At 68.6% G+C, this 22,641-nt stretch carries 11 protein-coding genes and 1 pseudogene; 6 read left to right on the plus strand and 6 right to left on the minus strand.

The window, feature by feature from the left end; genetic code table 11:
- Positions 1-808, plus strand: a pseudogene (locus P3T37_RS19170) (site-specific integrase); the annotation flags it as partial.
- Positions 809-931: 123 nt separating this feature from the next.
- Here P3T37_RS19170 and P3T37_RS19175 read toward each other — a convergent pair.
- Both P3T37_RS19175 and P3T37_RS19180 read right to left on the minus strand, forming a co-directional pair.
- Positions 932-1,297: a hypothetical protein gene (locus tag P3T37_RS19175; RefSeq protein WP_280724940.1), complete on the minus strand. Its 366-nt coding sequence runs from the start codon at positions 1,295-1,297 to the stop codon at positions 932-934.
- A gap of 1 nt (position 1,298) precedes the next feature.
- Complete coding sequence (locus P3T37_RS19180; RefSeq protein WP_280725004.1) at positions 1,299-9,290, minus strand: polymorphic toxin-type HINT domain-containing protein; 7,992 nt, start codon at positions 9,288-9,290, stop codon at positions 1,299-1,301.
- 350 nt (positions 9,291-9,640) lie between these two features.
- Here P3T37_RS19180 and P3T37_RS19185 point away from each other — a divergent pair, with 350 nt between their 5' ends.
- Positions 9,641-13,732, plus strand: coding sequence for a LamG-like jellyroll fold domain-containing protein (locus tag P3T37_RS19185; protein ID WP_280724941.1), 4,092 nt, complete (start codon positions 9,641-9,643; stop codon positions 13,730-13,732).
- Between the two features lie 98 nt (positions 13,733-13,830).
- Here P3T37_RS19185 and P3T37_RS19190 read toward each other — a convergent pair whose 3' ends face one another.
- On the minus strand, positions 13,831-14,541 hold the full coding sequence (locus P3T37_RS19190; RefSeq protein ID WP_280724942.1) for a hypothetical protein: 711 nt from the start codon (positions 14,539-14,541) through the stop codon (positions 13,831-13,833).
- 66 nt (positions 14,542-14,607) lie between these two features.
- On the opposite strand from P3T37_RS19190, the gene P3T37_RS19195 reads away from it, so the two are divergent.
- Together P3T37_RS19195 and P3T37_RS19200 are read left to right on the plus strand one after the other, a co-directional pair.
- Positions 14,608-15,372, plus strand: a complete 765-nt coding sequence (locus P3T37_RS19195; protein ID WP_280724943.1) for a DUF2071 domain-containing protein — start codon at positions 14,608-14,610, stop codon at positions 15,370-15,372.
- A 70-nt stretch (positions 15,373-15,442) separates the two neighbouring features.
- On the plus strand, positions 15,443-16,090 hold the full coding sequence (locus P3T37_RS19200) for a LysE family translocator (protein ID WP_280724944.1): 648 nt from the start codon (positions 15,443-15,445) through the stop codon (positions 16,088-16,090).
- A 64-nt stretch (positions 16,091-16,154) separates the two neighbouring features.
- On the opposite strand, the gene P3T37_RS19205 is transcribed toward P3T37_RS19200, so the two are convergent.
- Both P3T37_RS19205 and pruA read right to left on the minus strand, forming a co-directional pair.
- Positions 16,155-17,084 carry a proline dehydrogenase family protein gene (locus P3T37_RS19205; RefSeq protein ID WP_280724945.1) on the minus strand — a complete coding sequence of 310 codons (930 nt, stop codon included), beginning with the start codon at positions 17,082-17,084 and terminating at the stop codon, positions 16,155-16,157.
- 128 nt (positions 17,085-17,212) lie between these two features.
- Entirely contained in the window at positions 17,213-18,841 is a 1,629-nt protein-coding gene (pruA, locus tag P3T37_RS19210; protein ID WP_280724946.1) for an L-glutamate gamma-semialdehyde dehydrogenase, read from the minus strand.
- A gap of 186 nt (positions 18,842-19,027) precedes the next feature.
- Between pruA and P3T37_RS19215 the strand changes: the two genes are divergently transcribed.
- Positions 19,028-20,641 (plus strand): helix-turn-helix domain-containing protein, encoded by a 1,614-nt coding sequence (locus P3T37_RS19215; protein ID WP_280724947.1) that lies wholly within the window; start codon positions 19,028-19,030, stop codon positions 20,639-20,641.
- 3 nt (positions 20,642-20,644) lie between these two features.
- Here the strand turns inward: P3T37_RS19215 and P3T37_RS19220 are convergent, their stop codons facing one another.
- Positions 20,645-21,976 (minus strand): hypothetical protein, encoded by a 1,332-nt coding sequence (locus tag P3T37_RS19220; RefSeq protein ID WP_280724948.1) that lies wholly within the window; start codon positions 21,974-21,976, stop codon positions 20,645-20,647.
- A gap of 210 nt (positions 21,977-22,186) precedes the next feature.
- Here P3T37_RS19220 and P3T37_RS19225 point away from each other — a divergent pair, with 210 nt between their 5' ends.
- Positions 22,187-22,630 (plus strand): VOC family protein, encoded by a 444-nt coding sequence (locus P3T37_RS19225; RefSeq protein WP_280724949.1) that lies wholly within the window; start codon positions 22,187-22,189, stop codon positions 22,628-22,630.
- The last annotated feature ends 11 nt before the right edge of the window (positions 22,631-22,641 follow it).

The following is a 22,641-nucleotide window of genomic DNA, read 5'->3' on the forward strand; positions in this document are numbered from 1 at the left end:
CTGAGCTGCATCGTCTCGATGGCGTCCGCGAGCGTCGAGAGGTAGCCCTCACGCCGTCCGCGAGGAAGAGATCCCGCGCAACGTCGCGCGCAACGTCCGCACCGGCACACCCCGGCCCCGCCGGTTCGAACCGCTCACCGCCGAGGAGGCCCGCGCCTTCCTCACCGCCACCCAGGGTCACCGGCTGCACGCGCTGTTCGAACTCGCCCTCCGCACCGGACTCCGCAAGGGCGAACTCCTCGGCCTCCGCTGGGAGGACCTCGACCACGACAGTGGCACCGCCAGCATCCGCCGCACCCTCCAGCGCACCCGCACCGGCGGCCTGACCACCCTCCCCACCAAGACAGTCAGCTCCGAACGCCGCATCGCCCTGCCAGCCCCCTGCCTGCTCTCACTCCGCGCCCACCGCCAGCAGCAGGCCCAGGAGAAGGAGAACGCCGGCGCGAGCTGGGTGGACAACGGCCACGTCTTCACCCGGCCCGACGGCCACCCCATCGAACCCGCCACCCTCACCCGCCACTTCAACGCGCTCCTCCGCCGCGCCCACCTCCGCCAGATCCGCTTCCACGACCTCCGGCACTCGACCGCGACACTCCTCCTGGAACAGGGCGTCGAACTCGTCGTCATCAAGGAACTCCTCGGCCACGCCCACATCGGCGTCACCGCCACCGTCTACGCACACGTCCGCCTCCGCCTCCAACGCGACGCCATCGACCTCCTCGGCCACACCCTCGGCAAGGCCTCACAGACCGCCACCGACCCCGACGACCGCGACGACCCACCGCTTGATGCAGCACCCGTCCGCTGACGTTGCCGTCAACTACTGCCGTCAAACACCACGGAGGCCCCACCGGAGCACCATTCCGGTGGGGCCTCTGCACTCCTAAGAAGGCGCCTCGAAAGTCCCTAGCGCCAACAATCTATTCGATATCTAGATTTCGTCAGCCATGGCGGACAGTCGTGCCTCCATGTAGAGAGATTCGGTCCACGGTTCGCGGTCCATGAATGCCTCCCAGAATCCAGGGATTCGCAACTTTTCAGACCCGAATACCAGAAGATCAATCCCGATCTCCGTCACGCACCAATCACTGGGAAGGCGGGCGGAGGCGACCGTGAACAACCGCGAGTCGAACAGGGCGGGAATTTCTCCGGCTGAATATTCGATGCGGTACTGCACGGAGCCGTTGCGCCTGACGTAGATTTCAATCACATGATAGAGAGAACCGATCTTCAGCGCCGAAGCGCCACGTGAGGCACGCTCGTCAAGGTCGCTAGCACCAGCGAATCGGACCTGCATACTACCTCCGGTTCATGACTACCTTGTAGTCATAGTTGAAGACCTCGCCGGTTTCCTCGTTCATGTAGAAGTGAACCTGGAAGGGGCCGTAGGGACTCTGGTAGGTCTCCGTGGTGTACTTACCCCACTGCGAAGCACCGCCATTGACATCGAAGTACCCACGCACATTCGGATTATTTATCTCATCCCCAGGGATGATCTTCTTCGCCCCTCTGATCGCTCCTTGCGAGAGAGTCCCATCCTCATTGAAGACAGAATTTGCAGATTCTATGCGCAGCTGATCAGCGAGATTCTGCCCACTTTCCGAACCCGAGATGACGTTTCCGTTTGCATCTTGGCCACCACCGTCACGAGGGGTTATTCCACAGCCATTGGAATTGTGCACCAAGATCGGCGTGGACCCGGCGAGTACATAGTACGTGTGGAGCGTGTCAACGGTGAGATTATAGCGGTTAGCCGCACCTGGAGTGCTCTTGACGGCTGCGACACGAACAGTTGCATCTTCGAGACTCTGCAGCCTGTCACCAATTGGCAGGTCTCCCGCTGCAACCCACGCATACTTGGTGGCGTCCCAAAACGGATGCTTGCTGGTGGTCTGCAGAGTATTTAGGTGACCGCCACCTGTATCCACAACCAGGTCGACCAAGTCATTGTCGTGGTTGATGTGAATAGCGGTAACCGCTTCAGTGCCTTGATGCTTCCCAGTAGTCGGATCAGCAGCTTCGACTTTGTCACCCGGTGCAATCTTGCCAATCGACTTAGACCCACCCCCCGCCAGCAAAACGGGCGTATCGGGGGAGAAGCTACAAGCAGAGGCGCCGCCAGAAGAGCCGGCGTCTTCCAGGCCCTTCTCAGTTCCGTCAACAACGTCATTAAGGCCCTTGCCAGCAACCGCTGCCCCCACTCCCGCAAGGCCGAATCCGCCAGCCATAGCCAAAGCGCCCTCAGGACAGAAGACTCCGACGCTAGCTACACAGGCCACCCCTCCTGCCGCCACCGCGCCATAGCCCGCGTCGGCCATGAGGCCGCCGGCCACGGTTTCCAATGCCCCCGTCCAAACCTTCGGCTGCACAAATATGGCCTTGGCATTGGACCAGCTGGACTGGGCAAAGTCGCTAAGGCTATCGAAAATACTCCTCTTTTTGTGAGGAACGGTCGGCTGAGCTGGCACGCCGCCGCCGTCCAGGTTGTCAGGGTCTTCCGGGCCGGTTTCGACGTAGCGGGTGGGGTTGCTGGGGCTGCTACCGGTGCCACCGATGGGGGTTCCGACACCGCAGATGTCAGGTGGGCACAGGCCGGTGGGGTCGGAGAGGTCGACCGGACTGTTGTTGCTGTAGGCGTAGCCGTTCCACTGTTGGGGGTCGGTGGCGTTCAGGAGTGGGTCGGGGTTGAGGAAGCGGCCGTGGATGGGGTCGTATTCGCGGGCGCCGAGGTTGGTGAGGCCGGTGGCTGGGTCCTGGGTGCCGCCGACGAAGCCCTTGTCGCCGGCCCAAGTGCCGGCAGTGGGCTGGGTGCCGCGGGGGTTGCCGAAGGGGTCGGTGGGGCGGCGGGTTTCGGCGAGGGTGGTGGCGTCGATGGCGAGGGTGTTGGTGCCGTGCGGGTCAGCGATCTGGTAGACGAGTCCGTTGGTGCCGACCCGGACGGCGGTGATGCCGTTGGGCATCGGGTAGTAGCGGGTACCGGTGAGAGTCTTGGTCGTGGTGTTGTAGGTGAGTTCGTCGCTGCCGATGTTGACCGTCGTGGAACCGGGGTCATGGCGGACGAGTTGGTTACCGTCGGCGTCGTAGACGTAGCTGGTGCTACCCGCGGTGCCGGGGGGCACAACCTGGTTGAGCTTGTCCTCGGCGTCCCAGCTGAGCTTGGTGGTACCGGCGGAGCTGGCGGTGGAGGTGGTGTTTCCGATCGCGTCGTACTGGTTGGTGGTGTAAGAGGTGCCGTTGGGGCTGGTGCTGGTGGTGCCCAGCAGTGCGTGCGGGCCGCCGGTGCCGCCGCCGGTGGTGGGCGTGTTGACCGTGCCGGGAGCCGGGTAGTTTGACGTGGTGACCGTGTCGCGGCTGACGCCCTGGTTCATCACGGACCAGGGGGTCCAGCCCTGGGTGCTGCCGTCCCGCTTGGTGTAGTTGAGCTGGCCCGACCCGACCGTGAGGACCTTGAGGTCGGCTCCCGACGCTGCCGCTGCGAGGACGTAAATCGGCTGGAGGGTGCCGGCTGCACCGGTGACGTCGCCCCAGCCCGACCAGGAGCCGCTGGAGTTGCGAAGGACGTTGAAGGGCTTGCCGTTGGCGATGGCCATGACCTCCAGGCCCCCGGTGGTTCCGGCCAGCGCGAGCTGGTTCGGACCCGTCGCGATACCGGACAGCACGCCGGTCGCGCCGAAGACATCGCCCCAGCCGATCGACTGCCAGGTCCCGTCGGGGTGACGAACGGTGTGCCAGAGCTTGCCGCCGGAGCCCACCATGAGCTCAAGTCCAGAGGGAGTGGCGGCTGCGGCGATCTGATCGGTGGAGGTGAGGGTGCCGACGTTGGCGAAGACGTCACCCCAGCCGATCGTCTGCCAGGTCCCGTCGGAGTGACGGATGGTGTGCCAGAGCTTGCCGCCAGAGGTCGTCAGGACCTCAAGTCCGGAGGCGGTGGCGGTGAGGGAGAGCTGGTTGGGCGAGGGGAGGCTGCTGCCCACGGCCGCAAAGACGTCGCCCCAGGCCTGCCAGGTTCCGTCGGAGTGGCGAATGGTGTGCCAGAGCTTTCCTCCGGCGATCGCCATGACCTGCACCTGGCCGTTGCTGACAGCCGCCGAGACGGAGGTGACCGCAGCCAGCGGGCCCGCCTGGGTCATCAGGTTACTGAAGGAGGCCCAGCTGCCGTCCGCGTTCTGCGAAGCGGTCCACACCGCTCCGTTGGCCACCGTCACGCCCCAGGTCTGGGTGCCGTCCGAGGCCGTGGAGACCTGACTGACCTGCGAGGGGTCCAGCGTCGGGGCCCCGGTCGTGTTGTGGGAGGTCAGGCCGGTCCGGTTGCCAGTGGCGTCATAGCTGTAGTCCTGCCAGTACGGGTTGGGGCCGCCGACAGTGTTGGTGTTGGGGGCGGTGGCACCGCTGGTGGGGGTGCTGTTGCTGCAGGAACCCTGGGAGAGGACCCGGTGCAACGACGGGTCCGGCGATGTGACGGTGCCGGTGTCGGTCCAAGCCGTGGTCAGGCGCCCCAACGTGTCATAGGTGAAGCACTGACGGTCGGTGGCACTGGGAGTGTTGTTGGGGATGTCGGAGACAGAGGTGACCTGGCCGGCAGGGTTGTAGGTGTAGCCGGTGATCTGAGTCTGTCCCTTGGTGGCGCTCTGCTTATCGACGTACTGGGTGTGGACCTGGCCGGTCCCCTGGTCGTAGTCGGTGGTGGAGACGACCTGGGTGGCAAAGGGGTTGGCAGCGGTGCGGATCGGGCGCCCGTACGGGTCGTAATCGGTGTTGAGGTCGTAGGTGCCCATGGTGCTCTTGTAGTCGGTCATCAGACCGTACAAGTCGTGGGCGTACAGCATGGTCTCGGCCGGCAGACCGCCGTTCGCGGGCAGAGTCGCGTTGTCGAGATTGCCAGTGAACTGGTCATAGTTGCTGACGGTGTTGTAGGAGAACGCCGTGCCCTGGCCGACCTCGGAGCCGGGAATGGTGACAGTGCTACTGACAGCGCGATAGGCGTCGTCGTAGCTCTGTACGGACGTGGTATAGCTCCCGCCGGTGGCGTAGCGGGTGGAGGAGGCGGGGTGGCCGAGGCCGTTGGGGACGCTATCGAAGCTCCAACCAGCGAGCTGAGTGCCGTTGAGGTTGCCCGTGTACTCACCGGTCTTGCGGCCTAGCAGATCGTAGCTGTAAGCCAACGTGCTGTTGCGGGCGTCGGTGGTGCTGGTGAGGCGACCGTCGTTGTCGTAGGTACTGAGGGTGATGCCGGTATCCGGGTCGGTGGCCTTGACCTGGCGGCCGAGCAGGTCGTAGCCGTAGCTCCACGTGTTGTTGGCCGCATCAACGCGGCTGCTGGGCTTGCCGTCCGGGGTGTAGGTGTAGGTGGTGACGGTGGCGTCGCCGGGGTTACCAGTGGGGGTGGGGGTCTTGTACTGCCACAGCTGGCTGGTGTGGCCGCGGGCATCGGTGACCGTGGTGGTTGGCCAGGCACCGCTGGGCGGGGTGACATCCGTGCGGTCCACGCCCGGGTAGGCGGTGGTGGTGGTCGACTGGTCGATGCCGAGAGAGACGAAAGTCGAGGCGGTCTGCCTGCCCTGACCGTCGAACGCCAGACGGGTCGCGGACGGGACCTGGTTGGTGCCGTCCTTGGGATTGACCGCAGGAGCCACCAGAGTGCCGCTGGGAGGCGCATCCGCGTTGTACCAGGGTGCATAGGTCAGGTAGGCGCGCCCCTGGGTGTCGTAGAAGGTGTCGGAGATCGTGCGACCGGTCAGGCCGGAGTAAGCCGCGGTGTACTGCGTCTGGCGCGGTCGGCCGTAACCGTCCATGATCTGGATGCTGGTGGTGTAGGTCGGGCTGTTGCCGCTCGGGCTGTCGCCCTTGAGGGTGTTGGTGGTGACCGCAGCCGGCGTGGCCCGGTTGATGTCGAGCGTGTAGGTGAAGGTCTGGTTGGCGTTCTGGCTGGTGGTGCGGCCCGGTGCCCAGACGCTGGTGATGCGGCCGAGCGCGTCGTAGGCCTCGCTCGTGGTCTTCTTGTTCGGGTCGGTGACGCTCAGCGTCAGTCCGCGTCGAACGTCGAACGCGGTGATGCTGTCCCACGTACCTGTGGATGCGCCGGGTACGGGCGCATGGGTGGTGACGGTGGCCGGGAGTTCACCAGCCTGTGCCGGAGCGTAGGTCGTGGTGGTGGTCGCGCCTGCCGGGTGCTGCGTGTCAGTACTGTTCGGGTCGGTCACGGACGTCGGGCGGCCGTAGCCGTCGAAGACGCTGGTGCCAGTGGTGATGTACTGCGCGGTGCCCGAGCCGTCGTAGGAGCTGAGCTTCTGCGTGGAGCTGGGGTCCCCGATGGTCCCGGCCTGCCCGAAACCGAGGTTGTCGTAGAGAACACGCGCATCGGAGACAGTGTTCACCGCGGTGGGCGTGGCAGTGCAGGCGCCGGTTCCGGAGACGACCATGGTCTCGTCGGCCAGGTCGGTGGTGTGCGCGTCCGCTCCCGTCGCGTAGAAGGTGCGGGTGCACAGGTCTGACAGGCCGTCGGCCTGGCTGAGGGACGTGATCGGGCGGTTGTTGTTGGCGGGGTCCGTCGTCGTGGTCGTCTTGGTCGTGCGCCAGTCCGGGTGGCCCGGCGTCGAGTCGGCCTTCAGCGCGCGGGTCGTTGTGGTGCTGGTGGTGGCGCTGTAGCGAGCGACGAGAGCCGGCAGAGCACCGCGACTCTGGGTGGCGGTAGGGACTGGACCGGTGAGCCGGTTGACCGTCTGGCTGGTGACGGTCGAACTGCCCGCCTGGTCGAAGGTTTCCGTCTGGAGGACGTCGCCGGCCAGCCAGTCGTCGTCAATGACCCATTCGCCGAGGTCGTCGGCTACCTCGACCGTGCCGTTGCCAGGGTCCATACCCTGAAGGTACGTGGTCGTGGTCTGGCCTGCGGGGAAGTCGGCGCCGTTGCCCGTCACCGTCTTGACATGGGCGTAGCCGCGGAATTCGCCCCAGGTGCGGTTCTTGTCGTCGGTCAGGGCGCTGTCGTCGTGGTGCCAGGCCGGGTTGGAGTAGGTGTACGCGGTGACCTGCTGCTTGCTGTCACCGCCATCGACCGGGTCGACCGTGGTCAGCTTGTTGACCGTGTAGTGGTTGAACCAGTCCAGTACAGGCGGATCGGTGGGCAGGGCGCCGGGAGGGGACCACTTGACCGGGAAGCAGGACATGGAGTCGCTGCTCTCGCTCGGCATGATGTTCTTCACCCGTGAGCAGCCGGGCAGGTCCCCGTCCCAGTCGACGGTGGTGGTCGCGCCGGTCTCGTTGGTGATGCTGGACATCCGCGGCCGGTAGAACTGGGGGAACGTGGCGCCGTTGCTGCTGGAGACGATGCCGTCCACGCGGTTGGGCAGCATCTCGAACGTGAACGTCACCAGGGGAAGAGCGACGTTGGGGCTGCCGGTCTTGCCGGTCCGCTGGATGGAGTTGAGCCACAGCGTGCGCTGGCTGGTGTCGGTGCTGACGTTGACAGGGGGAAAGGACTGGGACAGCGCGTAGGAGTCAACGTCCTGCCAGACGTTGTTGGAGCGGACCCCCGTGGTGATGGTGGTGAGCTTCTGTGTGGTGAAGAAGGTCGGACTGACGCTGGAGCAGGGGGACGCCGAGCACTCCTGGTCAGTGGGGACGTCGTACCAGGTGCCGGAGTCACTGCGGTCGGCGGTGGTGAAGACGACGCGCGCGGCCGACTGGAGGGGGGATGCGCCCGCTGCAATCTGGGCGTCCAGGTTCTGGCCGTAGTCGATCTCGTGAATCGGGTTGGCCCGCGTGTAGGAGACGAAAGCGCCGCTGCCGTTGTTCTGACCGCCGCCCTGGGAGTACCAGTTGGTCTCGGGGGCGTAGGTGTAGGTGGTGAGGTTGTGGTGCGGGTCGACGACGTAGTCCAGCGCCCAGCGGCTGGCCATCACGCACGAGGAGCCCTGACCCTTGCCGCTGTCGTAGCAGGGGTCACCGGGGTTGGGCGAGTAGACGGGCACGGTGGAGACCGAGTTGCTGGCGTTTCCGGTGTGGCCTGCGTCGGGGAGGTGACCGAGGCCGAAGTAGTAGATCGTGCCGGAGGTGTCGGTGACCTTGACGTACTCGTGGTTGTCGGTGTTGTTCGCGACGCCGATGGTGTTGTTGAGGGTGTCGATGGAGTTGGCCACGTCGGTCTCGAACTCGACCTTGGTGCCGTCGTCACCCTGCACCCGCCACGCGCCCGTCGCGTCGTCACGCACCAGCGGGCCCGAATGCGCGCCCAGCGAGAGGGTGGCGTTGAAGCCGCCCCAGCACAGGTCGCCGGAGTTGGTGATGCCGTCCTCCGAGCACGGCTTGTAGCTGCGCTCGATGAAGCCGGGGCTGTAGTTCCAGCCGTCGCCGATCCAGGAGGCCTGGCTGTTGCTCGCGGAGGTCTCGCCGTCCACGGAGGACGAGTCGTACGCCAGGCTCACGCTGGGAGCGGCACCGCCAAGGGCGGGCGGCATCTGGATCGGGTAGCTGTAGGTCATGCCACCACTGGAGCCACCGGCGGCCCACTGCGAGGAGGGGTTGAGGCTGGTGGCCTTGTAGCTGCCGCCGGCGCCGGAGGAGGTGTCGGCGGCGGCGATCAGCAGCGGAGCGGCTGCCGCCTGCGCGGGGGCCGCGGTGAGAGCACGCGACGCGTCGGCACTGCCGGCGGCGGGTGCAGCGGCAGGCAGGGTGACGTCAGCGACGATGTGGTGGGTGGCCGCGTCGTAATGCGTGGCCAGCGGCGTCTTGGTGCGGCACTCGGGTGCGCCGGGAGTCGTCAGAGCACAGGCGGGCAGGGTGACGAGCTGTCCGCGGTTGGAGAAGTCACCCCTGGTGGCCGCGTCCAGGGCCGCGACGTCGAGAGACACCTGGGCCCGACCGCCGGCGGGGGCGGTGGTGGTCGGCTCGATTTTCAGCAGCAGGCCGGTGGCGCCGCTTGCCTGGATGGCCTTGGCGTCTGCCTGAGTGACGGTCACCGACCCGCTGTCAGCCGGCTTGAGAGGTCCGGGTGCTGACGATGGAGCCAGCCACACGGGCAGAGAGCCGGCCTTCTTCGGTGCGTCCGACTTCGTTCCAGCCAGGTCGACGCTGCCGCTGCCGGCCGCGATGGGCGCGACGGGAGCCGGTGGGGCGGACTTCACCGAGGACTGCGGCTTGACGCCGGTTCCGTGCGCCACGGGGACGGCCTTGATCGACGCCGTCTTGGGAAGCGGGGTGTTCGGTGGGCTCCACAACTTGCCCGGGGCCGGTGAGGCGGTGGCCACGCTGACAGGACCCAGCACGGTGGCCAGGACCGCGAGGACGCTGATCACCGCCAACTGTGGGCGCCCCCAACGGGAGCTCCCAGATATTGGGATGAAACGGACGGGACGAACAGGCACCAAGAACCCCCACATTGACGGCACAGCACATGCCCATCCGCCAGAAGGATCAGATGGGCCGCAGGAACTCTAGAGGCACACTGACAGTAAGGGGAATGTGACGAAACGCAATCGTTACCAGTGAGGCACATCACCGCTGCGGATATCCAACAAATCCTCTACAACCCGGACAAGCCGAGAAATGCAAACCTTTATTCAACCCTTGCGCTCTGCGATGATTCTGTCGCGCTCTGCACATTTTTTGCGCCCATAACTCTTGACCACCCCTGGGGGGCTTTGCCATGCCCGCACAACCAGCCGCCAGACGACGACGCAGTACGCTGCGCCGACTGGCTGCACGCACCACCGTCCTCGCGTTGACCGTCTCCCTCGCCGCGCCTCTCGCCCATGCCGACGCCCCCACCGCAGCGGCTCTGACCGACAGCCAGGTCGCCGCGGCGCAGGCTGCCCGGTTGGCGGAGCTGCCGCCTGGCGACGATGCCGACGCCGCGATCGCCAAGGCCAAGGCCTCCGGCGTCAACGTGCCCATCCCGTCCCTGACCACGGCGTTCAGCGAGACCCTCGCCACCCCGGCGGGACACTTCCTGCAGACCAGCCACCCCGACCAGCAACGGGTGAAGCAGAACGGCTCCTGGGTGCCCCTGGACGCCACCCTGGTGGTGAACCCGGACGGCACCTACTCGCCCAAGGCAGTCCCCAGCGGCGTGACCCTCTCCGCCGGCGGCAGCGGTGCACCGCTGGCCACCCTCAGCAATGCCGACGGTGCGAAGCTCTCTCTCAACTCCCCCTTCCCACTGTCCAAGCCGACGGTCGACGGCGCCTCGCTGCTCTACCAGGTCGCCACCGACACCACCCTGAAGGTGACCGCCACCAAGTTCGGCGGCCTGAGCACCGTCATCATCCTCAACTCCGCTGCCGCAGCGGCGAATCCCGCTCTGAAAACGCTGCACTTCGACACCACGACCCAGGGCGTCGCCGTCAGTTCCGACAGCGCGAACAATCTGACCGCCAAGTCCCCTGACGGCACGGCGCAGTGGAGCGCACCGGCCCCCCGCATGTGGGACAGCAGCACTTCGGGCACCGCGGCGCCCGCACCGGCCGCCGCAGCAGCTCCAGCCGCGAAGACGCTGCGCGCCAAGGCCGCAGCAGCACCCGCATCCGACAGCGCGAGCCCCGGCCCAAGCGTCGGTTCGGGAACCGCGCCTGCCACCAGCAGCGCCGACGGCCCCGGCGCCGGCGCCCAGGTCGCGACCATGCCCGTCACCGCCACCGCGAGCGGCATCGACCTGACCCCCGACCAGCAGATCCTGTCGGGCGGGGTCGGGCCCTGGTACATCGACCCGGCGTGGATCCCCATGCCGACCAAGACCGCCAACGCCTGGACCTGGGTCCAGTCGGGCCAGCCGTCCTCCAACAACTACAACCGCACTGGCAGCAGCGACTCCGACTACCCCGGCGTGGGCACCTGCGGCTCGTACCCCAACGGCGGCAGCTGCTCACCGCCGTCCACGTACCGCACGTTCTTCCAGTTCGACACCAGCAACCTGGCCGGCACCGTCATCAACTCCGCGGTCATGAACCTGCAGGAGTACGAGTCCGCCGACTGGGCCTGCGGCGACGCCTACCTCGTCGACCTCTACCTGACCACCGCCATCGCAGATGGCATCAACTGGGGCAACCAGCCGGGGAACGTCGGCGGAAACCTGGGCCGCGACTGGGTCGGCGGAGCTGGCCACGGCGTCTGCCAGAACAACCTCCCCATCGCCTTCGACGTCACCCCCACCTTCAAGACGTACGCCCCGACCTACAGCACCCTCACCTTCGGGCTGGACGCGGACGACGAGTCCAACGCCTACGCTTTCAAGCGCATGAATCCCCAGCCCACCCTCGACATCCAGTACGACAAGGCGCCCAACGCCCCGTCGAACCCCAACGTGACGCCCGCCGACCCCATCACCAACATCAACACGTCGCCCGTGACCCGGAACGGCTCCTGCGGCAACGGCACGATGAGCAGCTGGGGTTGGTTGGGGGCAGGGTCCGGAGCGCCTGGGGCCGTCACCCTCAACGCCACCGTCTCTAGCCCTGTCCAGGACAAGGTCGCCATGTGGTGGCACATCTGGGACTACAACCAGCCCGGCACGCCCGATGTGGACTCCGGTACCACCGGACAGGTCAACAGCGGCGGTGTCGCCCAGGCAACCGTGAAACCCGGCGTCATCCTGGACGGCCACGCCTACAGCTACAGCATGTTCACCACGGACCAGCTCCCGGGCGTCTCCTGGGCAGGGCCCACACCTGCCTGCAGCTTCCGCGTCGACATGACCCCGCCCACGCTCAGCACGCCGGGCATGAACGGCACCAGCAACCAGGTCTCCGACCCCAGCACGCAGTTCCCGCCGTCCGGCAACGGCCAGGTCACCCAGCTGCACGTCGGCCAGACCGGCTACCTCCCCTACACCGCCGTCGACAACCCGCCCGCCGCCGGCCTCAACGCCTCCGGCATCGCCGCCGTTCGCTGGGGTTTCGACCCCAACCTGCCCGCCGGCAGCACCACCAACGTCGCCACCGCCCCCAACCTCCCGAGCCAGTTGCCGGTCACGCCCACGCACTGGGGCACCAACATCGCGTACATCCAGGTCGAGGACAACGCGGGCAATCTCACCCAGGTCACTCCGTACTCCTTCTACGTCCCGTGGTCCCCGACTCCGCTCGCCTACGGCGATGTGTCCGGAGACGGGCGCCCCGACGTCCTGGCCGCCGATCCCACCAGCGGTGACCTCCTCGACTACAGCCAGGCCCTGACCTTCACTGCGCCTCCCGGGGTACCGGCCGCCGGCGGCAAGCCCGTTGCCCCTCGCGTAGCTGCCACCGCCGCCCAGGCGCCCGACCACGCTACCAACGGTCTCACGTGGAAGGACTTCCGCATCAGCCACCGCGGCGGGTTGAACCCTGAGTCGAATGTCGACGATCTGTTCGCCCACCAGGACGGCGGAGACAACCTCTACTACCTTCGCAACGACCTTACGAACAACGGCGCTTACGACAAGGGGGCCAAATACGACACCACAAACCGTCCGGCCTGTGTCATCTCGTCAACCGCCGACTGCACCAACTACGGAAGCACCTGGAAGAACGTCAGCCAGATCACCCCGATCGGATCTTCCACTACGGTCCTGACCCCGAGCAGCAGCACCAAATACTCCACCGGCCTCCTCGCAGTCCAGAACGACAATCTCTGGTACTACCCACCGGGCGCCACCGTCAACGGGACCCTGAGCAGTTCCTTCGGCACTCCGATCGAGCTGACCACGACCGGCGGCTGGGGTAGCTACGATCTGATGATCCCCGGCGACGCCCTCAAAACCGGGCATCCCGCTCTGTGGGTGCGCGCCCGCAACACAGTCGGCACCATCAACGCAGGCGACATCTACCAGTACGCCCTGACGTTCGACCCGACCACCCAGAGCATCACCGCCCTCACCCCCAACTCCGCGACCCACATCGGCAGCAACCTCAGCGTCCAGAACTGGCCCACCATCGGCGCGGTCGGCGACCTCACGGGCGACAACATCCCCGACCTGTGGGGCACCACCAGCACCGGACGGATCACCGTCTGGGCCGGCGTAACGGTCGACGGAACCTCGAACACTGCAGTCAACGGCTTCACCGGCGCCGACGACCAGTGGCTCCTGACCCCGACCAACCCCATCCAGGGCGAGGACGCCTCCGGCCTCAACAACGCGACCAGCGCCGGCACCGCCCTCGTCGGTCAAGACAAAACCGCCCTATCCACCGCAATTGGCACAGCCCTCACCGGTTCCGCACGATTCGACGGCAACAGCGTCCTCATGACCGGACATCAGGCCGTCACCACCACCGGCAGCTACAGCATCAGCGCCTGGGCGAAGGTCGACGACGGCAACGGTTTCTACACCATCGTCTCGCAGACGGCCAACCAACGCAGCCCCTTCTACCTCCAGTACAGCAAGGCATTCAACAACTGGGCATTCATCGGCACCTCCCAGGACGACGCCGCCAACACCCTCTACTACTCAGCCGCCGCCAACCCGACCAACGACAAGACCATCCCTGGCTACCCTGCCAACGTTCCCCAGTTCGGTGCCTGGACCCATCTCGTCGGCACCTACGACGCCGGCACCCACATCATGACCTTGTACGTCAACGACAAGATCGTGGCCTCCGTCAACGACCGCTCAGCCTGGTCCAGCACCACCCCCCTCACCATCGGCGGCAACCACAACGCCGACGGAACCTGGGACAACCAGACCCACGGCAACATAGCCGGTGTCCAGACGTACCCCTACGTCCTCACCTCCGACCAGGTGGACAGCCTCTACCACAACGAGTAACCGTCACCCGGACCAGACCGCTCGGGCCCGCAGGCACCCGCCTGCGGGCCCGAGCGGCTTTGCGGGGCTCGCCAATCAGCGCCGAGGGTCTCCGGGCCTCAGGCGGACCGTCGGCGGCGGAGCAAGGCGAGCAGCCACAGCAGGGCTCCCGCTGCCAGCGCACCCCCGTAGCCGCCCAACACCAGGTGCATGCTCTGCAGTTGCTGCCCGAAGCCGATGGCGAGTTCGGCGGCGGCCACCACCGTCACCGCCAGCGTGACGCTGGTGCCGCGCACGCCGAGGCGGTCGCCGCCGCGTAGGAGGATGCGGGTGCCGGCCCAGGCGAGGGGGAGGCCGAGGGCCAGGAGGGGGGTGGCGGCTTCCAGGTACTCGAAGAAGGCGCCGGCTGGGACGGGGTCGGCGGGGGCGCTGTGTCCCGATTCTGCGATGGAGACGGGGTGGCCCTCCCAGCTGGTTACTTGGAGGGAGTCGCCGGCGGAGAGGCGGGAGATCGCCGAGTCCGGCGGGCCGTGCAGGGTGATCGTGCGTGCTCCGGCGGGACCGGTGCTGATGCGTACCCAGTTGTCGTTGTGGCTGAAGTTGGTGTCCTCGAGCTGGTACGTCTCGGTGGACAGGCAGCTGACGCGGGCGGTCGCGGAGCAGGGGACGGCGGCGTAGTAGCGGTCTGCCGCGCCGAACGTCCGGGGCAGCTGGGCTGCCAGAGCGAGCGCCAGGGCGAGCGTCGCCAGGCCGAGGGCCAGCATCAGCGCACCGTTGAGTGGCGTCCACTCGCGCCCCGCCGCACCCTGTCGTTTCTGCTGACGCCCCATGGCGATCTCCCCTCCACCTGCTCGGCCGCGATGCTACAGGGGCTGGTCGGCTCATATGCTCGGCGTATGGCCCTGCCCTCGCTCCCGCCGGAACCCGTCACCACCGAACCCGCGCGGGCCGTGGGCGGGTCGCTGCTCACGCAGTCCTGGCTCGATCTCACCTTCCTGCACTGGCCGGCGGACCCAGCGGACGTGGCGCCGCTGCTGCCGCCCGGGACCAGGCCGGACGTCCTCGACGGGGTGACGTACGTGGGACTGGTGGCGTTTCGGATGCATCGGGTGGGGTGGTTCGGACTGCCGGGGGTGCCGTATCTGGGGACGTTTCCGGAGACCAATGTGCGGCTGTACTCGGTGGACGGGCACGGGCGGCGCGGGGTGGTGTTCCGCTCGCTCGAAGCTTCCCGGCTGCTCCCGGTGGCGACGGCGCGGTTGGGGTTCCGGCTGCCGTACGTGTGGGCACGGATGGGGATAGGGCAAACAGGCGACAGCATCACGTACACCAGTGAGCGCCGCTGGCCGGGTCCGCGTGGGGCGCGCAGCCGGGTAGTGGTCCGGATCGGTGAACCGGTCGAGGAGCCAAGCGAGTTGGAGCACTTCCTGACGGCCCGCTGGGGGATGCACAGCAGCTTCTTCGGCCGTCAGATGTACCTGCCGAACACCCACCCGCGCTGGCCGCTGCACCGCGCCGAGTTGGTCGAGTGCACGGAGGACCTGGTGGTCGCGGCGGGGCTGCCGAAGCCCGTCGGGGCGCCGGTCAGTGTGCTCTACTCCCCCGGGGTCCCGGTGCGGTTCGGCTGGCCGGCCAAGTCAGGTGGTAGATCAAATCGTTAGCAGTGCTGAACAGTGAGGGAAAGAAACCCGAGCTGGTGCTGAAGACTGCTCTCCCCCGACGATTGACATCATGATCGGAACGAACGCGGTACTCGGCGTCTCAGCGGTGGCTCTCGGCATGGTCCTCACCCCGGGCCCCAACATGATGTACCTCGTCTCCCGCAGCATCACCCAGGGCCGCCGCGCGGGCGCGGTCTCGCTCGCCGGTGTCGCAGTCGGCTTCCTGGTCTACCTGAGCGCCGCCAACCTCGGGCTCTCGGTGGTGTTCCTGGCGGTGCCCGAGCTGTACCTGGCGGTGAAGCTCAGCGGCGCCGGCTATCTCGCCTGGCTGGCCTGGAAGGCGCTGCGGCCCGGCGGGACCTCGCTCTTCACGCCCCAGCAGCTGAAGCCCGACACCTCCTGGACCCTGTTCAGCATGGGGCTGCTCACCAACCTCCTCAACCCGAAGATCGCGGTGATGTACCTCTCCCTCATCCCGCAGTTCATCGACGTCCGGGCCGGGCACGTGCTGCTCCAGGGGTTCGTCCTGGGCGGCGTGCAGATCGGCGTCAGCCTCGCCGTGAACCTGACGCTCGTGCTCACCGCCGGAACCATCGCCGCCTTCCTCACCGACCGCCCGGGCTGGATTCGCGCGCAGCGCTATCTGATGGGAACCGTTCTGGGGGCGCTGGCCGTCAAGTTGGCGACAGATCACGCGGCCTCGGCCCCGGCGGCCTGACACGGAAAACGGCCCGTACGCCGGGGGGCGTACGGGCCGTCACCAACCAAGAACGAGAACGGGCTCAGCCCCGGGTCGCCATCGCGCGCAGGAAGAACGTCAGGTTGGCCGGACGCTCCGCCAGGCGGCGCATGAAGTACCCGTACCACTCCTGCCCGTACGGCAGGTAGACGCGCATCGCGTTGCCGGCCTCGGCCAGCCGCAGCTGCTCCTCGGGGCGGATGCCGAAGAGCATCTGGTACTCGAAGCTGTCGGCCTTGCGGCCGTTCCACTCGGCCAGCTGGCCGGCGATCTTGATCATGTTCGGGTCGTGCGAGGCGATCATCGGGTAACCGTCGCCCGACATCAGCACCTTGAGCGCCCGGACGTACGCGAGGTCGACGTCGCGCTTGCCCTGGAAGGCGACCGACTCGGGCTCCTTGTAGGCACCCTTGCAGAGCCGCACGCGCGAACCGGCCGAGGCGAACTCCTTGCAGTCCGCCTCGGTGCGGCGCAGGTAGGCCTGCAGCACGACGCCGAGCCACGGGAAGTCCGCCCGCAGCTCGCGGGCGATCGACAGGGTGGAGTCGGTGGTGGTGTGGTCCTCCATGTCCAGGGTGACCGTGGTGCCCGCGTCGGCGGCGGCGGCGCAGATCCGCCGGGCGTTCTCCAGCGCGATCTTCTCGCCGTCCACCGGCAGGAACTGGCCGACGGCCGACAGCTTGACCGAGACCTCGGCGTTGGCGGCGAGCCCGGTGTCCTTGAGCGCGGCGAGCAGGTGCTCGTACGCCTCGGCGGTGCCGGCGGCCTGGGCCGCGTCCTTGGTGTCCTCGCCGAGGTGGTCGAGGGTGACCTTGCGGCCGGTGGCGACGAGGTCGTCGCAGGCCGTCACGGCGTCGTCGAGCAGCTCGCCGGCGACGAAGCGCTCGACTATCGCGTGGGTCGGCGGGAACTTCTCGACGACGGTGCGCACCTGCGGGGAGCGCGAGGCGGCAAGAAGGGCGGAACGGAGCATCGGTACTCCTGGCGAGGAACGTGAAGTGTGGGGGGGAGGAGGTGGGGTGGGCGGCTGAGGGAGGCCACCCACCCCGGGGAGAATGGACTGACAGAGAGCGACTGACAGCTGACAGATAACAGAAAATGTCAGCCCATGTGCGGGTAGCGGTAGTCCGTCGGCGGCACGAAGGTCTCCTTGACCGACCGCGTCGAGCTCCAGCGCGCCAGGTTCTGCTTGGCGCCGGCCTTGTCGTTCGTCCCCGAGGCTCGGCCGCCGCCGAACGGCTGCTGGCCGACGACCGCGCCGGTGGGCTTGTCGTTGATGTAGAAGTTGCCGGCCGCGAACCGCAGCTTGTGCATCGCGTCCTGGGCGGCCGCGCGGTCCTGGGAGATGATCGCGCCGGTCAGGCCGTAGGAGGAGACCGACTCCATCTGCGCGAGCATCTCGTCGTACTTCTCGTCCTCGTAGACGTACACGGCGAGGATCGGGCCGAAGTACTCGTCGCGGAAGTACTCGGACGCCGGGTCCGAGCAGACCAGCACGGTCGGACGGACGAAGTAGCCCACCGAGTCGTCGTACGTCCCGCCGGCCAGCACCTCGACCGACGGGTCGGCCTGGGCGCGGTCGATCGCGGCCTTGTTCTTGGCGAACGAGCGGTCGTCGATCACGGCGCTCATGAAGTTCGCCAGATCGGTGACGTCACCCATGGTCAGGCCCTCGACCTCGGCCTGGAACTCGTCCTTCAGGCCGGCCCAGATCGACGCCGGGACGTACGCCCGCGACAGCGCCGAGCACTTCTGGCCCTGGAACTCGAAGGCGCCGCGGGTCATCGCGGTCTTCAGCACGGCCGGGTCGGCGGACGGGTGGGCGACCAGGAAGTCCTTGCCGCCGGTCTCGCCGACGATCCGCGGGTAGCTGCGGTAGCCGGCGATGTTGTTGCCGACCTCGCGCCACAGGTGCTGGAAGGTCGGGGTGGAGCCGGTGAAGTGGATGCCGGCCAGCGCGGGGTGCTTCAGCGCGACCTCGGAGACGGCCAGGCCGTCGCCGGTGACCATGTTGATGACGCCCTTGGGCAGGCCGGCCTCCTCCAGCAGCTCCATCAGCAGGTGCGCGGAGAACTGCTGGGTGGGGGACGGCTTCCAGAGCACCACGTTGCCCATCAGGGCGGGGGCGGTCGGGAGGTTGCCGGCAATCGCGGTGAAGTTGAACGGCGTGATCGCGTAGACGAAGCCCTCCAGCGGGCGGTGGTCGCTGCGGTTCCACACGCCGTCGGAGGAGATCGGCTGCTCGGCGATGATCTGCCGGGCGAAGTGCACGTTGAAGCGCAGGAAGTCGATCAGCTCGCAGGAGGAGTCGATCTCGGCCTGCTGCGCGGTCTTGGACTGGCCGAGCATGGTGGCGGCGGCCAGCGTCTCGCGCCAGGGGCCGGCCAGCAGGTCGGCGGCCTTGAGGAAGATCGCGGCGCGCGAGTCGAAGGAGAGTGCCTGCCAGGCCGGGGCGGCGGCCAGGGCAGCATCGATGGCGTCCTGCGCGTCGGCCTGGGTGGCGTTGCGCAGGGTACCGAGCCGAGCCGCGTGGTTGTGCGGCTGGACGACGTGGATCTCGGCGCCGGCGCCCATGCGCCGCTCACCGTTGATCGTCATGGTCAGCTGGACGGGCTCCTGGCCCCCCAGCTCCTTCAGCTTGGCCTCCAGACGAGCCCGTTCCGGGCTGCCGGGGGCGTAGCTGTGGACCGGCTCGTTCACCGGCGCGGGGACCTGGGTTACAGCATCCATGAGCGCGCGCTCTCCTTCGAGTCGTGGGGGTGTCCAGTCGCGACTGGGCAGCCGGCCTGGGTCGCAGGCTGGCCGCGGGATCACGGTATGCCGCGCGACCGGTCCACTTGGTTGGCCAGGCGGCTAAAGTCATCCCAACGGAGTTGTCCGAGCGTACGAACAGGTCCCCGGCGAACAGGTCTTCAGGTGTCAGAGCTGTCAGAGCCGTCCCCCGCAGGAATCCCGCTGCGGCAGTTGCTGATGTCGCTCGGCGAGCCGCTGGTCGAACTGCAGGCCGCGCCCGCCGGTCTCGACGTCCTGGTCCGGGACGTCGCCATCCTGGACCCGGAGGATCCGGCCACCGCCGCCCCCGGCGAGCTGGTGCTGGCCATCGGCGCACGCGGCCGGGCCGCGCTGCCCGCCCTGCGCGCCGCCGGACGGGCCCGGGCCGCCGCCGTCGCCGTCAAGCTGGACGGCCCCGGCCAGGCCGACGCGCTGCGCGAGGCGGCCGCCGAGGCCGGGGTGGCGCTGCTCTCGGTCCGCCGCGAGACCCGCTGGGAGCACCTGGACGCGCTGGCCCGCGCGGTGATCGGCGGCCCGGACGCGCCGGACACCGCGGACCACAACGTCGGCGACCTCTTCTCGCTCGCCCAGACCACCGCCGTGCTGACCGGCGGGATCGTCTCCATCGAGGACACCTCCAGCCGGGTGCTGGCCTACTCGCGCTCCTCGGACAGCGACGAGGTGGACGACCTGCGCCGGCTCTCCATCCTCGGCTGGCAGGGGCCCGAGCCGTACCTCTCCAAGCTCCGCGAGTGGGGCATCTTCCAGCACCTGCGCACCTCGGACACCGTGATCGCGGTCGAACCGCACCCCGAGCTCGGGCTGCGCCGTCGGCTGGCGATCGGCATCAGGGCGGGCGCCCAGCCGCTGGGGACGATCTGGGTGCAGGAGGGCGCGCAGCCGCTGGCACCGCTCGCCGAGCAGGCCCTGGTCGGCGCGGCCCGGGTGGCGGCCGGTCAACTGGTGCGCCGGCGGCGGGAGTTGTCGGCGGACGTCCGGCTCACCCGGACCCTGCTGACCGGCCTGCTGGAGGGCAGCACCGGCCCGCAGTCGCTCGCCACCCACCTCGGCCTTGACCCGCACCGGCCGGCCACCGTGCTGGCCTACTCGGCGCAGGGCTCGGACGTCACCCGCTCCGAGGTGACCGGCCTGATCTCGGTGCACACCGCCGCCCGGCACCGCGGCGCGCTGCTCGCCCCGGTCGACGCGCGGATCTACGTGCTGCTGCCCGAGCTGCCGCCCGGCCTGCCGATGGCCACCGTCCGGGACTGGGCGCAGGAGGTGGTGGACGCCGCCCGCGACCACCTCGGCGTGGTGCTGCGGGCCGCGATCGGCAGCACCGTGCCGGGCCTGGCCGCGGTGCCCGGCTCGCGCGCGCAGGCGGACCGGATCCTGGACGCGATGGGACGCGGCGGGGTGGTGCCGGAGGTCGCCGCGCTGATCGACGTGCAGGCGGAGGTGCTGCTCAGCGAGGTGCTGGCGCTGCTCCAGGAACGCCCGGCGCTGCGCGACCCGCGGTTGGCCGCGCTGGCGGCGTACGACCTGCGGCACGGCACCCGGCTCGCCGAATCGGTGCTGGCCTGGCTGGACGCGCTGGGCGAGGTTCGGGTGGCAGCGCAGGCCCTGCACATCCACCCGAACACGCTGCGCTACCGGGTCCGCCGGGCCGAGCAGCTGACCGGCCTCGACCTCGCCCAGCCCCACCAGCGGCTGCTGGCCATGCTCCAGCTCCGCCTGCCACCGGAACCCGACCACTGAGGACTACCACGAGCGCTCGCGCCGCCACTGCTCCCAGGAGCAGAGCCAGTGCTGCTCGGCCTGGCTCAGCTTCTCCTGCTCGGCCTCCCAGCTCAGCCCGCCGAGCGGCTCGCCATCCCCACTCAGCCCGCCGAGCGGCTCGCCATCCCCACTCAGCCCGCCGAGCGGCTCGCCATCCCCACCCAGCACCGCGAGCGGGTCCCCGTCAGCGAACGACACCAGCGAGCCGGCCGCATCCGAGGACGGCTCGGAGTCGACCGCGCACCCCGCCCAGAGCTGCTCCCAGGCCCGCTGCGCCGGCAGGCTCGGCACCTGGCTGGCGAAGGCCGTGTAGCGGACCACCTCCTCCACCGCCGCCTGACCGTCCGGTGTGCCGACCGCCCAGTCGGTCTGCTCGGCCAGCCGGGTCAGGTGGTTGACCATCGCCGTCACCGCGGCATCCGCCTCCTCGCGGGTCTCCGAGGCGAGCCGCATCTGCTGGCGGACGGCGGCCTCCCACCTCTGGAGGCGGTCCTCGCCGCGCAGCCGGCGCGGCAGCCGGACCGGTCGCCGGGCGAGCAGTTGGGCCCGCACGGCCACCGCGTGCTCCACGCTGTAGGCGACGATCGCGCGGTGCGCGTCCAGGCCGGTGGCGTTCAGGCCGGCCTGCTCGCTCAGCGCCTCCTGGCCGGCCCGCCGCAGCGCCAGTGCGCGCAACAGGTCGGTGCGGCCCAGCACGTAGCGGCCGAAGTCCTCGACCCGGGTCAACTCGACGCCGCCCGGCGGCACGCCCCGCCCGCAGACGGTGACGGTGATGCCGTGCACCCGCAGCCGGCCGGCCCAGACGGACTGGCTGTCCGCGCCGGGCTCGCACTCGGCCCGGCGCTCCTCGTGGATCTGGACGGCGGTCGGCTCGCCCTCGACGGTGATCCACTCGCGCAGCGCGCGGACCCGTCCGGGGCACTCGCCCTCGTCGACCCCGATCTGCTCGTAGATCCGGTCGCGCTCGTCCTCGACCACGTCCTCCAGCTCGGGCAGCGGGTGGCTGCGCTCGGCGCCGGGGCGGTAGGTGCGGACGGTGACGTAGGGGCCGTCCACCGAACTCCAGTCCCCGGAGCGGAGTTCGACCCAGCTGAGCTCGCCGTTGTGGGTCTCGAACGCGCTCAGCGCGTCGCTGTCCACGGGGGCCACCCGGTCCGGGTCGTGCGCCGGCGCCGCGCCGCGGGCGCCGTTTCCGGAGCGGTCCACGCCGAACACCGGGAAATCGGCCTCGTCCAGGACCTGGCGACAGCGGCCTTCCTGGTCGTCGAAGAAGTCCTCGGGCTCCGCGGTCCAGCCTCCGCTGCTGAATCTCATCCTCTGCCGCACCCCCGGGTCACACCGTCGTCGGTCGGCGGCCGACGGGGCGGGGTCGCCCGGGATCGCCGGACCGCGTCCGACCCACGATACGTGGGCCGGACCTGCAGAGCCATCAGCATCCCTCGTACGAATGGCAGATCGTCGGTCCGCACCCCGACACGGGCCCGTCGGACTATGGTTGTCGGCGCCACTCCCTACGCTGCACCCATGACCACAGACCGCGGGGTACCCGCCCGGATCAGCATCGTCACCCTCGGGGTGGCGGACGTGGCGCGCAGCGCCGAGTTCTACACCGCGCTCGGCTGGAAGCGCTCGACGGCCTCCAGCCCGGAGATCGTCTGGTTCCGCACCGCCGACTCGGTCCTCGGCCTGTTCGGCGTGGACGAGCTCGCCGCCGACGCCGGCATCCCCCCGACCGGCGAACCGTCCTTCCGCGGGGTCACGCTCGCCGTCAACCTGGAGTCCCGCGAGCTGGTGGACGCTGCGCTGGGGACGGCCGTGGAGGCCGGCGCGACGGTGGTCAAGCCGCCGGCCGAGACATCCTGGGGCGGCTACTCCGGCTACTTCGAGGACCCGGACGGCCACCTCTGGGAGCTGGCCCACAACCCGTTCTTCCCGTTCACCGAGGACGGGCAGTTGGACCTCCCCTGAGGTCCAACTGC

This window comes from Kitasatospora sp. MAA4 (genome assembly GCF_029893355.1).
Classification (GTDB): Bacteria; Actinomycetota; Actinomycetes; order Streptomycetales; family Streptomycetaceae; genus Kitasatospora.

Coding starts and splice junctions, on each gene's coding strand:
- P3T37_RS19190 (WP_280724942.1), bottom strand. CDS start 14,541: ATGGGGCGTCAGCAGAAACGACAGGGTGCGGCGGGGCGCGAGTGGACG.
- pruA (WP_280724946.1), bottom strand. CDS start 18,841: ATGGATGCTGTAACCCAGGTCCCCGCGCCGGTGAACGAGCCGGTCCAC.
- P3T37_RS19175 (WP_280724940.1), bottom strand. CDS start 1,297: ATGCAGGTCCGATTCGCTGGTGCTAGCGACCTTGACGAGCGTGCCTCA.
- P3T37_RS19205 (WP_280724945.1), bottom strand. CDS start 17,084: ATGCTCCGTTCCGCCCTTCTTGCCGCCTCGCGCTCCCCGCAGGTGCGC.
- P3T37_RS19225 (WP_280724949.1), top strand. CDS start 22,187: ATGACCACAGACCGCGGGGTACCCGCCCGGATCAGCATCGTCACCCTC.
- P3T37_RS19185 (WP_280724941.1), top strand. CDS start 9,641: ATGCCCGCACAACCAGCCGCCAGACGACGACGCAGTACGCTGCGCCGA.
- P3T37_RS19200 (WP_280724944.1), top strand. CDS start 15,443: ATGATCGGAACGAACGCGGTACTCGGCGTCTCAGCGGTGGCTCTCGGC.
- P3T37_RS19220 (WP_280724948.1), bottom strand. CDS start 21,976: ATGAGATTCAGCAGCGGAGGCTGGACCGCGGAGCCCGAGGACTTCTTC.
- P3T37_RS19195 (WP_280724943.1), top strand. CDS start 14,608: ATGGCCCTGCCCTCGCTCCCGCCGGAACCCGTCACCACCGAACCCGCG.